This is a genomic window from Streptomyces sp. DSM 116793, from assembly GCF_057320905.1.
The window spans coordinates 2,714,620-2,729,258 of sequence record NZ_CM170494.1 but is presented as its reverse complement, the minus strand read 5'-3'; the positions used below and the strand labels follow the sequence as shown (position 1 = coordinate 2,729,258).

Annotated in this window: 11 protein-coding genes; 2 read left to right on the top strand and 9 right to left on the bottom strand. The window is 72.4% G+C overall.

What is annotated here, in order from left to right; translation table 11 throughout:
- Positions 1-252: 252 nt before the first annotated feature.
- Positions 253-1,461 carry a GlxA family transcriptional regulator gene (locus tag ACSMXW_RS10835; protein ID WP_485805618.1) on the bottom strand — a complete coding sequence of 403 codons (1,209 nt, stop codon included), beginning with the start codon at positions 1,459-1,461 and terminating at the stop codon, positions 253-255.
- Positions 1,462-2,615: 1,154 nt separating this feature from the next.
- On the opposite strand from ACSMXW_RS10835, the gene ACSMXW_RS10830 reads away from it, so the two are divergent.
- Positions 2,616-3,140 (top strand): universal stress protein, encoded by a 525-nt coding sequence (locus ACSMXW_RS10830; RefSeq protein WP_485805617.1) that lies wholly within the window; start codon positions 2,616-2,618, stop codon positions 3,138-3,140.
- Between the two features lie 121 nt (positions 3,141-3,261).
- On the opposite strand, the gene glmS is transcribed toward ACSMXW_RS10830, so the two are convergent.
- Both glmS and ACSMXW_RS10820 read right to left on the bottom strand, forming a co-directional pair.
- On the bottom strand, positions 3,262-5,079 hold the full coding sequence (gene glmS / locus ACSMXW_RS10825) for a glutamine--fructose-6-phosphate transaminase (isomerizing) (RefSeq protein WP_485805615.1): 1,818 nt from the start codon (positions 5,077-5,079) through the stop codon (positions 3,262-3,264).
- Positions 5,080-5,166: 87 nt separating this feature from the next.
- Positions 5,167-5,424, bottom strand: a complete 258-nt coding sequence (locus tag ACSMXW_RS10820) for a hypothetical protein (protein WP_485805613.1) — start codon at positions 5,422-5,424, stop codon at positions 5,167-5,169.
- A gap of 222 nt (positions 5,425-5,646) precedes the next feature.
- Here ACSMXW_RS10820 and ACSMXW_RS10815 point away from each other — a divergent pair, with 222 nt between their 5' ends.
- Positions 5,647-7,386: a beta-N-acetylhexosaminidase gene (locus ACSMXW_RS10815; RefSeq protein WP_485805611.1), complete on the top strand. Its 1,740-nt coding sequence runs from the start codon at positions 5,647-5,649 to the stop codon at positions 7,384-7,386.
- A 203-nt stretch (positions 7,387-7,589) separates the two neighbouring features.
- On the opposite strand, the gene ACSMXW_RS10810 is transcribed toward ACSMXW_RS10815, so the two are convergent.
- The 6 genes from ACSMXW_RS10810 to ACSMXW_RS10785 form a co-directional block, all read right to left on the bottom strand.
- On the bottom strand, positions 7,590-8,225 hold the full coding sequence (locus ACSMXW_RS10810; protein ID WP_485805609.1) for a maleylpyruvate isomerase N-terminal domain-containing protein: 636 nt from the start codon (positions 8,223-8,225) through the stop codon (positions 7,590-7,592).
- Positions 8,222-9,088 (bottom strand): phosphotransferase enzyme family protein, encoded by an 867-nt coding sequence (locus tag ACSMXW_RS10805; RefSeq protein WP_485805607.1) that lies wholly within the window; start codon positions 9,086-9,088, stop codon positions 8,222-8,224. The genes ACSMXW_RS10810 and ACSMXW_RS10805 overlap by 4 nt, the downstream gene beginning before the upstream one ends.
- A 131-nt stretch (positions 9,089-9,219) precedes the next feature.
- Positions 9,220-10,995, bottom strand: coding sequence for an IucA/IucC family protein (locus ACSMXW_RS10800; RefSeq protein WP_485805605.1), 1,776 nt, complete (start codon positions 10,993-10,995; stop codon positions 9,220-9,222).
- Positions 10,992-11,573, bottom strand: coding sequence for a GNAT family N-acetyltransferase (locus tag ACSMXW_RS10795; protein WP_485805603.1), 582 nt, complete (start codon positions 11,571-11,573; stop codon positions 10,992-10,994). The genes ACSMXW_RS10800 and ACSMXW_RS10795 overlap by 4 nt, the downstream gene beginning before the upstream one ends.
- Positions 11,570-13,015, bottom strand: coding sequence for a lysine N(6)-hydroxylase/L-ornithine N(5)-oxygenase family protein (locus tag ACSMXW_RS10790; RefSeq protein WP_485805601.1), 1,446 nt, complete (start codon positions 13,013-13,015; stop codon positions 11,570-11,572). The genes ACSMXW_RS10795 and ACSMXW_RS10790 overlap by 4 nt, the downstream gene beginning before the upstream one ends.
- The gene (locus tag ACSMXW_RS10785; RefSeq protein WP_485805599.1) at positions 12,999-14,453 is read right to left on the bottom strand and encodes a pyridoxal phosphate-dependent decarboxylase family protein; all 1,455 of its coding nucleotides are present in this window, start codon (positions 14,451-14,453) and stop codon (positions 12,999-13,001) included. The genes ACSMXW_RS10790 and ACSMXW_RS10785 overlap by 17 nt, the downstream gene beginning before the upstream one ends.
- Between the last annotated feature and the right edge of the window lie 186 nt (positions 14,454-14,639).

Genomic DNA, 14,639 nt, shown 5'->3' with positions numbered 1-14,639 from the left:
CGGCCGGTGGGGGCTGGTCGCGCAGTTCCCCGCGCCCCCTTCCGGGGTGCCGTTGGAGTCGGGGCGCCCCGATGGGGGCGCGGGGAAGCGGCCGCCGGGCCGGGGGGGCGGAGGCACCCGGGACCCACCGCCCCGGGCGGGGGCGCCCCATGCCGCGGGGAGCCGGGCACAGCCGGGGGCCGGGGTGGGGCCGCCCCGGTGAGGGGGCGACCGACACGCGACCCCGCGGCCGGGGCCCGGGTGGGCCGGGGCTCAGACGCGGCCCGAAGCCGACCGCTCCGCATCGGTCCGCTGGCCCGGCACGTTCGGCCGGGCCACCCCGTACGGCTCCTGCCCCCGGCCGTTCTCCGCGGTGAGCGGCGCGGGCAGGGGACCGGTGCCGCGGCGGGTCCCCGAGGGCAGGCCCTCCGGGTGGGCGCCGGACTCCGCGGGCTTGTCGCCGCCGGGCCTGCGGGCCCGGTACGCGGCCCGGTACGCGGCGGGCGACGAGCCGAGCTGGCGCCGGAAGTGCCCGCGCAGGGCCACCGGCGAGCGGAACCCGCAGCGGCCCGCGACCTCGTCGACCGAGTAGTCCGAGGTCTCCAGGAGCCGCTGCGCCTGCAGCACCCGCTGGGTGATCAGCCACTGCAGCGGAGCACTCCCGGTCAGCGACCTGAACCGCCGGTCGAAGGTGCGGCGGCTCATGTACGCCCGCGCGGCCAGCGTCTCCACGTCGAACTGCTCGTGAAGGTGCTCCAGCGCCCAGGCGACGACCTCGGCGAGCGGGTCGGCGCCGATCTCCTCTGGTAAAGACCTGTCCAGGTAGCGCTCCTGGCCTCCACTTCTGCGGGGCGGCACGACGAGCCGGCGGGCCAGCGCCCCGGCGGCCTCGTTGCCGTGGTCGGTGCGCACGATGTGCAGGCACAGGTCGATGCCCGCCGCCGTGCCCGCGGAGGTGAGCACGTCGCCGTCGTCCACGAACAGCTCACGCGGATCGACGTGGACGGACGGGTACCGCTTGGCCAGCGTCGGCGCGTACATCCAGTGTGTGGTGGCCGGGCGGCCGTCCAGCAGGCCCGCCGCGGCCAGCACGAAGGCACCGGTGCACAGCCCGACGATCCTCGCGCCCTCCTCGTGCGCCCTGCGGAGTGCGTCGAGCGCCTCCTCGGGGGGCGGGGCGGTGATCGACCGCCAGGCCGGCACCACCACGGTGCCCGCCCGCGAGATCGCGTCGAGATTGTGGGGCGCCGTGAGTTCCAGGCCGCCCGTGGTGCGCAGCGGACCGTCCTCGCCGGAGCACACCAGCAGCCGGTAGCGCGGCACGCCGGCGTCCTGGCGGTCGATGCCGAACACGGACAGCGGTATGGAACTCTCGAAGATGGGCCCGCCGCTGAACAGCACCACGGCGACGATTTCCCTGCGGCGTCGCCCCGACAGCTTCCGGGCTGCGGCTTCGGGTGCGGCAGTGGAATCGTGGCTCATGTCCCTAAGCCCCCCTCGGTTGTCGCGGCGCCCCTTACCTGGTGGGTCTGTCGCTCCTGCACGTTTCCCCTCGGTCCTGCACGAGTCCCCCGCCGTGTGACAAGCATGATCGAACTTACTGTGTCCGTTGGTGCCGAAGTGGCCGGTTCAGCACCCGCCACTATGTCGACATGGCAACTTGGCGTAAAGCATTCGATCACGAAGCGTGGCACTCCGAGACCCCGACTGGGAAGTGGGCCTCCGGCTCGTGGCCGGTCCCTATAGGGCGCGCGTCCGCCCCGAGTCCCGTTCCGTACTGGTGGCCACGGGGGTTGAGGGGGTTCTGGCCAAGAAAAATACACCCCTGAGAAGTTGGCTGAAAAGCATCGGTGCTCGGCCAACAAACCGGACGGTCTTCCGACTGACACCCCCTCACAGGCCCCGTGGTGCCTGTGCTCTGCCGCACGGCTCTGCCCGCTTTCGCAGGACCTGTTCATAGGTTCGAGTGCTCGGATGGCTGGGACGGCACGCGCCCCGCGGGCGTCCCGGACGGCTCGGAGCGCGCATTGCGGACCCTTGGGTGCGCTCCCATCGTGCGCCCTGGCGCGCCTGTCGTACATGGTGTGCGCCCGCGCTTGTGTGGGAGTGCCGCGATGGGCGGTAAGGGTCGCACGAGGCGCATGGGCGCGGTGCGGTGCTCCCGTCGGTGCCCCGGAGCGGGCCGCCCGCCCTCCGGCGCCCGCTCCAAGGGTGAGTCACAGTCCGGGCAAGCCGCGCGTATGCCCTCGTAATGTGCCCCGTACATGACGTATCGGCAGGTCAGCGAGGCAGTTCCGGGAAGCGGACACGCACTGTGGCGGATCGTGAACCGGCTGTACTGGGCAGCAACCATTGCCATAGGGGCGCTCGCTCATGCATGCTCCGGTGAACACCGCATCGCGCCGCTGCACAGCACCCTCAAGTGCCCTGGGCGGGGCATGGAAGGACCTCGGAACGAAAGGAGTGCAGCCGTACCCTTGCGGGTAAGGGGTTGGGAAGATGATTCCCGGACACGAGTCCGGTACCCCAGCAGTCCAAACTGCCGCCGACTCACGCGAGTACCCCGTCCGACACCTTGACAGCCGCATCCCGTCAGCCGCCCCCTCCTCAAGAGGACTCCCTTCGCCGAGACACCGATGGCCGGTCACGAATACTTTGAACCAGCGGACCGCAAGCGGCAGGTAGCCGATCCCACGGCCGACCCCCTGGCGGCGGAAGACGCACGCCATTCCTGCGATCCAGCCTTCAAGCACGGCGTCGTCGTCGGCTTCGACGGCTCCACGTCCAGCGAGCGAGCGCTCGCCTACGCCATCGGAATGGCGCACCGATCACGCTCCGGTCTGATCATCGTTCATGTTGCCAACCGGCTGCCCACCACGGTGTGGGCGGGCTGCGAGCCCCCGGTCTTCGTGGACGTGCCCGACCACCGCACCGAGGTCCTCGGCCTCGAACTGGCCTGCGCGGACTACCTGTCCGAGGTGCCCTGGATCCTGGTGGAGCGCGGCGGCGACATCTGTCACGAACTCGAAGAGGTCGGCAAGGAGTACGAGGCGGACGCCATCGTCGTCGGCTCCACACACGGCATCGTCGGCCGCATCTTCGGCTCCGTGGCAGGCCGCCTGGCCCGCCGCGCCCACCGCCCGGTCATCGTCATCCCCTGAGCCCGGACGGGCTCCCTGACGTTTGTCGCCCTGAGCCCCGGTGCCCTGAATGGGACCGCCTCCCGGTGGGCGCCACCTCCGGTGGGGGCCACCTCCCGGTGAGGGCCACCACCCTGTCGGCTCACTCCACCGTCACGGACTTCGCCAGGTTCCGCGGCTTGTCGATGTCGCGCCCCAGCGCCAGCGCCGTGTGGTACGCGAGGAGTTGCAGCGGGATGCCCATGAGGATCGGGTCCAGCTCGTCCTCGTTCTTCGGCACGACGATGGTGCGGTCGGCCTTCGGCTGTTCCTGGTGGGCCACCGCGAGGATGCGCCCGTCGCGGGCCTTGATCTCCTCCAGCGCCGCCCGGTTCTTCTCCAGCAGGTCGTCGTCCGGGACGATGGCCACCGTCGGCAGGGCCGGCTCGATCAGCGCCAGCGGGCCGTGCTTCAGCTCCGAGGCCGGGTACGCCTCGGCGTGCACGTAGGAGACCTCCTTCAGCTTGAGCGAGGCCTCGCGCGCCACCGGGTAGCCGCGCACCCGCCCGATGAACATCATCGACCTGGCCTCGGCGTACTCCTGGGCCAGCGCCCTGATCCGGTCCTCCTGGGCCAGGATCTCGGAGATCTGCGCCGGCAGCCTGCGCAGTCCCTCGATGATCCGCCGGCCGTCCGACACCGACAGGTCGCGGGTGCGGCCCAGGTGCAGCGCGAGCAGCGCGAACGCGACCGTGGTGTTGGTGAAGCACTTGGTGGAGACCACACACACCTCGGGCCCCGCGTGCACGTACACACCGCCGTCCGCCTCGCGGGCGATCGCCGAGCCCACCACGTTCACGACGCCGAGCACCCGTGCGCCCTTGCGCTTCAGCTCCTGTACGGCCGCCAGCACGTCATAGGTCTCACCGGACTGCGAGACGGCGACGTAGAGCGTGTCCGGGTCCACCACCGGGTTGCGGTAGCGGAACTCGGAGGCGGGCTCGGCGTCCGCGGGGATCCGGGCCAGCTCCTCGATCATCTGCGCCCCGATCAGACCCGCGTGGTACGAGGTGCCGCAGCCGAGGATCTTCACCCGCCGCACCGCCCGTGCCTCGCGCGCGTCCAGGTTGAGCCCGCCGAGGCGCACGGTGGCGAACCGCTCGTCGATCCGGCCGCGCAGCACCCGGTCCACGGCGTCCGGCTGCTCGCAGATCTCCTTGTGCATATAGGTGTCATGGCCACCCATGTCGTACGACTCGGCCTCCCACTCCACCGTGGTGGGCGAGGCGGTGGTGCGGGTGCCCTCGATGGTGTACGTGCGGAAGTCGTCGGACTTGAGCGTGGCCATCTCGCCGTCGTCCAGCGTGACGATCTGCCGGGTGTGCGCGACCAGCGCGGCGACGTCCGACGCGACGAACATCTCCTTCTCGCCGATGCCCAGCACCACCGGGGAGCCGTTGCGGGCCGCCACGATGCGGTCGGGGAAGTCGGCGTGCAGCACCGCGATCCCGTAGGTGCCCTCGATGATCCGGAGGGCGCCCTGCACCCGCTGCTCCAGGGTCTCGGCCTCGCTGCGGGCGATCAGGTGGGTGACGACCTCGGTGTCCGTCTCGGAGCGGAACACCACTCCGTCGGCCTCCAGTTTGGCGCGCAGCTCCGCGGCGTTGTCGATGATGCCGTTGTGTACGACGGCGACCCGGTCGCCGGAGTCCAGGTGCGGGTGGGCGTTCGCGTCGGACGGGGCGCCGTGGGTGGCCCAGCGGGTGTGCGCGATGCCGGTGGTGCCCGCGAACCGCTTGGGGATCCGCGCCTCCAGGTCCCGTACCCGGCCCTTCGCCTTGATCATCTTCAGGCCGGCCGCCTTCGGGGCGGTGACGACGATGCCCGCGGAGTCGTAGCCGCGGTACTCCAGCCGCTGCAGCCCCTCCAGCAGCAGCGGCGCCACGTCGCGCCTGCCGATGTATCCGACGATTCCGCACATATGGTTCTCCCCTTGGGTGTGCTGGCTTCCTGGGTGGGGCGATTTCGGGGTGAGGTGGTTCCGGCCGCCCGGGGCGGCGCGGCGTGCTCAGCCGTAGACGATGCGGCGGAGCTGTCTCAGTGACAGCTCGGGCGGCGCGACCGCGCGGTAGCGCAGTTCCGCCGCGACCCGCTCGAAGATCTCCGCGTTCACCAGGCCCTGCCCCTGGAGTTCGCGGTGCCGGCGGCGCACGAAGGCCTCGGTCGTCTCGTCGAAGTAGGCGAGCACGTCCTGGACCACCCGCAGGGCCTCGCCGCGGCTGAGCGGCGTGCTGCGCGTCAGGTGGTCAACGAGGTCGTCGTGCACCCGTTGATCGTGGAGTACGGTCCCGGCTTTCGCAACAATTCTGCCCGATTCCGGGCAGGCACCCGGTGGAATGGGCGGTGGGAGGCCCCGTCCGGATCCCGGTTTCCGCGACCTATTGGTCTGCACCTTGACCGATCGTGGTGCGCGCGGTACGCATGGCGACGGTCCGACGCACCCCGCAGGATGCCGCCCGGGCACCCGCCGAGCCGAAGGGAACCGTCCGTGAGCCAGAAGGTCACAGCGCGCGCAAGACACCGCCTCGGAACGTCCCGGCTCCTCGGCTCGCTGGTCCTGCTGACCGCGGCAGGGCTCTGCACCTTCGCCTCGCTCCCGGCGGCGGCCGAGCCGGCCCCGGGCCCGCGTGCCGCCACCCCGCTCGACGCGATCGTGCCCGCCCCCGCCTCCGTCACGCCCGGTGGCACCGGGTACGAGATCACCAGGGCCACCGGCATTCGGGTGGACACCGCGGCCGTGGGCGGGCCGGGCGCGCACCACGGGGACGACGGTCGTGGCCAGGGCCGGGGACCCGGCCGAAGCCACGGTCACGGCCGCCCGGACGGCGCCGACCTGCGCCAGGCTCGGCAGATCGGCGACTACCTCGCCGGCGTGCTGCGCCCCTCCACCGGCTTCCCGCTGCCCGTCGAGGACGGCGCGGGCGACACCGACGGCATCCGCCTGGAGCTGGCCCCCGACCAGACCTCCCTCGGCACCGAGGGCTACCGGCTCGCCAGCGACGCGCGGTCGGTCACCATCACCGCGGCGGCGCCCGGCGGGCTCTTCCACGGGGTGCAGACGCTGCGCCAGCTGCTGCCCGCGGCGGTGGAGGAGCGCACCCCGCAGCCCGGGCCCTGGCGGATCGCGGGCGGCACCATCGAGGACACCCCGCGGTTCGCCTACCGGGGCGCCATGCTCGACGTCTCGCGGCACTTCTTCACCGTCGACCAGGTCAAGCGGTTCATCGACGAACTGGCCCTGTACAAGATCAACGAGTTGCACCTGCACCTCTCCGACGACCAGGGCTGGCGCATCGCCGTCGACTCCTGGCCGAGGCTCGCCACCTACGGCGGCTCCACCGAGGTCGGCGGCGGCAAGGGCGGCTACTACACCAAGGCCGAGTACACGGACCTCGTGCAGTACGCCGCGTCCCGGTACGTGGAGGTGGTCCCGGAGATAGACATGCCGGGCCACACCAACGCCGCCCTCGCCTCCTACGCCGAGCTGAACTGCGACGGCGTCGCGCCCCCGCTCTACACCGGCACGGACGTCGGGTTCAGCTCGCTGTGCGCGGCCAAGCCGGTGACGTACGACTTCCTGACCGACGTCCTCTCCGAGCTGGCCGCCCTGACCCCGGGCCGCTACCTGCACATCGGCGGCGACGAGGCGCACTCGACCAGCCACGACGACTACGTCACCCTGATGGACAAGGCGCAGCCGCTGGTCACCGGGCACGGCAAGCAGGTCATGGCGTGGCACCAGCTCGCCGGGGCGCACCCGGTGCCGGGCGCGGCGGTGCAGTACTGGGGCTACGACGCCACCGGGGCCGACGAGCGCGAGCAGGTCGTCGACGCGGCCCGCGACGGCGCCAAGGTCGTGCTGTCCCCCGCGGACCGCGCCTACCTGGACATGAAGTACACCGAGGACACCCCGCTCGGGCAGGACTGGGCGGGCCTGGTCGAGGTGCGGCGCTCCTACGACTGGGACCCGGGCAGCTACCTGGAGGGACTGCCCGAGGACGCGGTCCTGGGCGTGGAGGCCCCGCTGTGGACGGAGACGATCACCAGCTCGGCCGACATCGACTACATGGCCTTCCCGCGCCTGCCCGGCATCGCCGAGCTGGGCTGGTCGCCCGCGTCCACCCACGACTGGGACGACTACCGGGTGCGCCTCGCGGCCCAGGGGCCGCGGATGACGGCGCTGGGGATCGACTTCTACCGGTCGCCGGAGGTGGACTGGCCGGCGTAGCCGGCGCCGACCGACACGGTAGGGGCGCCCCCCTGGGGGCGGTGGGACCTGGGGGCCGGGGCGGGCAGTGCCCGCCCCGGCGGCGGCGCCCCCCTGGGGGCGGTGGGATCTGCGGGCCTCGCCAACGGGCTTGGCGCGCCCTCGCGGCGGCGCCGCACGAGGAAACAGTCCCGCGCCCCTGCCGGGTCGCGGCCGCGCCCGGCTCAGAGCGCGTTGACCGTCCCGGGCGCCCGTTCCGCGCGGGCCAGGGCCCTCACCAGGGCCGGCTGGCCGTGTCGTCGCGCGGCGAGTCTCGCCAGCAGGGCGAGGACCGGGTCGAAGGCCTCGGCGGGCAGTTCGGGCGTGGGCAGGTGGACGCTGACGGCGAGGTCGTCCAGGTGCACCGCGAGCTCCAGCAGCCGGGTGGTGAGGAAGTCCGCCAGGGTCAGTGCCCAGCCCGCCCGCGGCATCAGGAACGCCTCGTCGCCCGAGCGGTCCGCGAGCCGGTCGCGCTGCTCGTCGAGCGCGGCCCGGGTGCGCCGGTGCAGAGCCCCCGGGCCCTCGGCCGCGATGGTCTCGCCCTTGGCGCGGATACCGGTGTTGACCGCGCCGTCCACCGGCGCACCGAGCCACTCGGCCCGCGCGTAGTCGTCGAGCAGGGTGATGGGCGGCTCACCGGAGGGCGGCGCATCAAGGGCCTCGGTGACGCTGAGGACCTGGTACGCGAGGTGCCCGGCGAGCCCGCCGACGCTCATCCCGGCCAGCGCGCTCGGCGTCCGCCATGCGTCGGCGACCTCGGGCCTCCCGAGCAGCCCCACGGCCGCCTCCGCGGCGGCCGGATAACCGGTCATGGCACTCATACGGCTCCCCCTCCCGTCAGCCCCGCGTACGCCTCCGCGAGGCGCTCCCGGTTCTCCGCCCCGGACCCGGCGCCCCGGGTGATGCCCCGGGCCAGGCGGGCGGTGAAGTAGACAGCCTCGCACATCCACCGGAGCCTGACGAAGACGTCGAGATGGCGCAGTTGGCCGCGGACCGCCGGGACGAGGTGCTGGTAGCCGGCCAGGAGCGGGGACAGCGCTCCGGGGGCGCTGCGGGTCATCACGGCGAAGGCGGCGAGATCGTAGAGCGGCGGGGCCTGCATGGCGGCCGCCCAGTCGATGAGGCCGTCGTGTCCGGGTGCCTCGTCGCGCAGGCGGAACGCGTCCGGGCCCGGGTCTCCGTGCACGACGCCGAGGGGCAGTGCGCAGCGTGCCGTGACGTCGCGGGCCTCCTGGAGCGCACGTGCCGCGGCCTTACGGACCTCGGGCGCCATGGGCAGCGTCCGCAGGCACTCGTCGGCCCAGGCCCACGGCCAGGCGTGCTGCTCGCTCACCCGGGTGCCGTCCCGGACGGACAGATGGGCCCTGGCGAGCGTCGCCCCCGCGCGGCGCACGTCGGCCGCGGAGGAGACGGAGGCGGGCCGGCCGGGGACGAACCGGAGCAGGGCGAGTACGCCGCCCGGTACGTCCACGGTCAGCCGGCCGTCCGGCAGGGCCACGGGTGCGCCGCTGGGGAAGCCGCGGGACGCCGCGAAGCCGGCCACCCGCAGGCCGCTGTGGAAGGCGTCGCTGTCGTGGGCGTCGGCGACCTTGGCCACATACCGCCCCGATCCGTCCTCGGACGACGTCCTGACGAGCCATGTGGTCGAGTTCCACCCGCCGGTGAGCCGCTCGGCCGACCGCACGGGCCTGCCCCACGCGCCGAGCGCGGACAGCAACTGGTCGACGTCGATGACGGCACCTCCCTCGCTCCGGAGCGCGGCGGATCAGGCTACCCGGGATCGGGCGGGGCGGGGCCGGAGCGGGCACCGGCCGCTCAGGCGATGGGGTTCTTCAGCGTGCCCACGAGCTGCAACGCCCCCGAAGGGTCCGCCAGGTCCACCATCTGGCGGTTGTCGCGGAGCTGGAGGCGGTTCAGGCAGGAGAGGGCGAACTCGGGGGCGAAGACGTCGTACCGCCGGAAGCGGTCCGCGAGTTCGGGGTGGGCGTGCTGGTAGTCGCGGACGCAGTCGGCGACCGTGGCCCAGAAGGTGTCCTCGTCGAGGAGGCCCTCGGTGGCCAGGTGCGCGGACAGGAAGCGGAAGAAGGAGTCGAAGACGTCCGTGAAGAGCGACAGCAGCCGCTGGTCCGCGGGGACGTCCGCCTTGATGCGCGCGACCGCGGGCGGCAGGTCCGCGTCCGGGTCCAGCACGGAGATCTCCTCGGCGATGTCCTTGAAGATCGCTCGCTGGACGGTGCCGGCCCCGTCCAGGACCAGGATGGTGTTCTCGCCGTGCGGCATGAACACCAGGCCGTGGGCGTAGAAGCAGTGCAGCAGCGGCACGAGGTAGGCGCGCAGGTAGCCGCGCAGCCACTCGGTGGGGCGGGCGCCGGAGCGCTCGACGAGCGCGGCGGCCAGGGACGCGCCGCTGCGGTCGGTGTGCAGCAGCGAGGCCATCGTGGCGAGCCGTTCGCCGTCCTTCAGGCCCGGCACGGGCGACTCCCGCCACAGCGCCGCGAGCATCTTGCGGTAGGGCGAGTGGCGGTCGGTGGCGGCCTCGTACTCCGGGTGCCGGTAGCCGACGGCGGCGCGCTCGCGCAGGATGGTGAGGCCGGAGGCGCGCAGCACCTCGTCACCGCCGACCAGCTCCGCGAGCCAGTCGTTGATGGCCGGGGTGGCCGCCATGTACGCGGCGGACAGGCCCCGCATGAAGCCCATGTTGAGCACCGACAGCGCCGTCTTGACGTAGTGCTTCGTGGGGTCGCTGATGTTGAAGAAGGTGCGGATCGACTGCTGGGCGAGGTAGGAGTCGTCCCCCTCGCCGAGGCAGACGAGACGCCGGGTGGCGACCTCCGCGGCGAAGGTCACGGAGAGCTTGTTCCACCACTGCCACGGGTGCACGGGTATCAGCAGGTAGTCGTCGAGGTCGAGGCCCTGGGCGCGCAGTGCCGCCCGGAAGCGGATCAGGGTGGCCTCGCCCAGTTCCGCGCGGAGCAGCGCCTCGTAGCCCACGCCGGTGCCCGCGTGGAACGCGGCACGGTCCCGGTGCGCGGCGACCCAGATCAGCCGGACGTGGCTCGCCGTCTCGGGCGCGTACGACAGGTACTCGTGCACGCCGAAGCCGAGCCTGCCGTTGTTGGCGACGAAGCAGGGGTGGCCCTCGGTCATGCCGGCCTCGATGGCCTGGAAGTCCGCGCCGGCCAGCTCCGCCGCGGGTACGTCGGGCTTGGCCAGCTTGTAGCAGGTGCTCGCGAGCGTGGACGATATCTCCTCCAGGTAGACCGGCAGGATCTCGTCGCCCAGGCCGAGGCTGCCGCGCAGCTCGGTGCAGAAGTCCAGCGCGGACAGCGGCAGTACGGTGCCGTCCGCGGTGCGCCGCCGGACGATCGAGGCCATGTCGACGGCCCAGTGGTCCAGCGCGAACAGCCGCGCACGGAACCGGTAGGCCGTGCCCCGGTCGTCGGCGAACACCTCGTACTGCCCGCCGCCGCAGGCGGCCGGCGTGATCAGCCGCTCGTGGGCGAACTCGGCGAGCGCCTTGCGGAGAAGCAGGCGGTTCGCCTCCTCCCAGCGCTTTGGGGTCAGATGGGCGACGGCGTCGGACAGGGTCATGAGAAGGCTCCTCTGGCTGCGGCGTACTGCTCGCGGGTGCAGAAGCTGAGCAGGGCGGTCTTCTCCGGCTTGGTGATCTCGCGGTCGGGGACGAAGCCCACGGCGTGGTTGAGGGCGTGCACGGCGGTGTTGCGCACATCGGGTTCGACGACGACGCGCCGGGTCGCCGGGTCGGCGAACAGGAACTCCATCACGGTGGTGAGCACGGCCAGGGTGAACCCCGGGATGCGCACGTCACCCGGGGCGGTCAGGAAGTGCATGCCCACGTCGCCGTCCCGGGCCTCGTACCGGCCGTCGAGCTCGACGCGCGCCGGGTCGTACCGCTCGACGAGGAACGCGGGCGCCCCGCGGTGCAGGCCGAGGAAGGCGTCGTGGTGCGGGTGGGCCGCGATCGCCATGTACGCGCGCTCCACCTCCTCCAGACGGGCGTCCCCCATCAGCCAGAACACCGCCTTGGGATGGGTCACCCAGCGGTGCACCAGCTCCGCGTCGGCCAGCGGGTCGAGGTCCCGCAGGGCGAAGTCGCCGAGCGCGGGGTCGGCGCGGGTGAACACGGGGCGGCCCGGGTGCGTGGTCATGTCCGTGGTCCTTCCGGCTGGTCGGCGGGGGCGGCGAAGTCCTGGAACGCGATGGACTTCTCCACCGGGTACACCTCGCGGCCCAGCAGCTCCCTGATGATGTAGGCGTTGCGGTAGGCGCCCATGCCCAGGTCGGGGCTGGTGACGCTGTGGGTGTGCACGGCGGCGTTCTGCAGGAAGATGCCCCGTCCCGTGGTGTCGATGGCGTAGTTGCGCGCCACGTCGAAGCGGCCGTGGCCGTCCCAGCGGATGCGGTCGTGCACGGGCCGCAGGAACTCCGGCGGCCGGTACCGGTAGCCGGTGGCGAGGATCAGACCCTCGGTGTGCAGGGTGAAGTCACGTTCCTGCTCCTCCTGGCGCAGGCCCAGCGTGTAGAGGCCGGACGCCTCGTCGTACGCGGCGGTGCGCAGGGCGGTGTTGGTGAGCAGCCGGGTGGGCACCGGGCCGGCCAGGCTCTTCTGGTAGAGCAGGTCGAAGACGGCGTCGATCAGCGCCGAGTCGATGCCCTTGAAGAGGCCCTTCTGCTGCTGCTCCAGGCGGTAGCGGGTGTCCTCGGGCAGGGCGTGGAAGTAGTCGGCGTACTCCGGCGACGTCATCTCCAGCGTCAGCTTGGTGTACTCCAGCGGGAAGAACCGCGGGGAGCGGGTGACCCAGTCGAGCCGGTAGCCGTGGGTGTCGATGCCGCCGAGCAGGTCGTGGTAGATCTCGGCGGCGGACTGCCCGCTGCCGACCAGGGTGATCGACTTCTTCCGCATCAGCCGCGACCGCATCGCCAGGTAGCGGGAGTTGTGGAGCGCGTCGCCGCCCAGGCCCTCGCACGCCTCGGGCAGGTACGGCGGGGTGCCGGTGCCCAGCACCAGGTGCGGGGCGCGGTAGGTGACGCCCGTGGAGGTGCGCACGGTGTACCGGCCGGCGTCGCGGTGCCCCGGGCCGGTGCCGCCGTCCCGGTGTTCCCGGTCGGTGTCCTCGCACCGTCCGGGGCCTTCGTCTCGTCCGGTGCCGCCCTTGGAGGCCGAGCCGCCGGCCGCCGGCTCGTACGTCACCTCCGTGACCGTCGTGCCGAAGCGGACGCTGGACAGCCGGGCGGCGGCCCAGCGGCAGTAGGCGTTGTACTCGGTGCGCAGCGGATGGAAGTTCTCGCGGATGTAGAACGCGTACAGCCGCCCCGACTGCTTGAGGTAGTTCAGGAACGAGTACGGGGAGGTGGGGTCCGCGAGCGTCACCAGGTCCGACAGGAACGGCGTCTGGAGGTGGGCGCCGTCGAGGAACATGCCCGAGTGCCAGTCGAAGTCCGGCTTGGCCTCCAGGAAGACGCCGTTCAGGTCCTCGATCGGCTCGGTCAGGCAGGCCAGGCCCAGGTTGAAGGGGCCGAGGCCGATGCCGACGAAGTCGGCGTCCACGACGGAGCCGGCGGCCATGACGGGGTCAGCAGGCGCGGTCAAGGTTCTCTCCCAGGTACTGCTCGGCGTGGCCGGCGATCAGGTCCAGGACGGTTGCGATGTCGGCGGTCGTGGTCGCGGGGTTGAGCAGGGTGAACTTCAGGTAGTGGCGGCCGTCCACGGTGGTGCCCGCGACCACCGCGTCACCGGATGAGAAGAGCGCCTTGCGGGCGTGCAGGTTGGCGCGGTCGACGCCGGCCGGGTCGGTGGGCGCCACGGGGACGTAGCGGAAGACGAGGGTGGAGAGCTGGGGGCGCACCACGACGTCGAACCGCGGGTCGGCCGCCAGCATCCGCCAGCCCTCCGCGGCCAGCGCGCACACCTCGTCGAAGAGTTCGCCCACCGCGTCCGCGCCCATGATGCGCAGCGTCAGCCAGAGCTTGAGCGCGTCGAAGCGGCGGGTGGTCTGGAGGGACTTGTCCACCTGGTTGGGGATGCGTTCCCGGGCGGCGTGCCGGGGGTTGAGGTAGTCCGCGTGGTAGGTGGCGTGCCGCAGCACGGCCGCGTCCCTGACCAGCACGGCGCTGGAGCTGACCGGCTGGAAGAACGACTTGTGGTAGTCGACGGTGACCGAGTCGGCGCGCTCGATGCCGGCCAGCAGGTGCCGGCCGCCGCGGGAGACCAGCAGGCCGCAGCCGTAGGCCGCGTCCACGTGCAGCCAGGTGCCGTACCGGGCGCACAGCTCCGCGATCTCCGCCAGGGGGTCGATGGAGCCGAAGTCGGTGGTGCCCGCGGTGGCGACCACGGCCATCGGCACCAGGCCCTCGCGGGTGCAGCGGGCCAGCTCCCGGGCGAGCGCGAGGGTGCGCATCCGCTTGTCGCGGTCACAGGGGACGGAGACCACCGCGTCCGGGCCGAGGCCGAGGAGTTTCGCCGCCTTGCGGACGCTGAAGTGGCTGACCTCGGAGGTGAGGATGCGCAGCCGGGCCGGGGCTCCGACGAGGTCGCCCGTCTTCGCCTCCTCACGGGCGAGCAGCAGGGCTTGGAGGTTGGACTGGGTGCCGCCGCTGGTGAAGACCCCGTCCGCGGCCGGTCCGAGGCCCAGCCGCCCGGCCGTCCAGTCGATCAGCCGGCGCTCGATCAGGGTGCCGCCCGCGGACTGGTCCCAGGTGTCCAGCGAGGAGTTCACCGCCGAGAGCACCGCCTCGCCGAGCACCGCGGGGATGGCCACCGGGCAGTTGAGGTGGGCGAGGTAACGGGGGTGGTGGAACCAGACCGCGTCGCGGAGGTAGACCTCCTCCAGTTCGTCGAGCGCGGCGGTGGTGTCGTACAGGGGACGGTCGAGGTCGATCGCCGCGAAGCGGGGGGTGAGGTCGTCGGCGGTGACGCCGGTGAACGGCCGCTCGGTGGCGGCGAGTCTGGCCGCCACCCGCTCGATTCCTTCGGTCACGGATCGGCGGTACCGGTCCGTCGTCGCGTCATTGAGCAGGTGCGAGCGCATGGGGAGTCCTCCGGGGTGGTCGAAAACTTAGGTTAGCCTAACCTGAGTTGTTGCTCGGCTCGCAGCACGGCGCGCCCGCGGCGCCGCGGCGGGAGGGCGGGGGTGTGGGCGTGCGGACAGAGGGGTGCGGGTGGCTCGTGTGGGTGGGCTGAAGGGGCGGCACGTCGGGTCGGCGGGCTCGTGCGA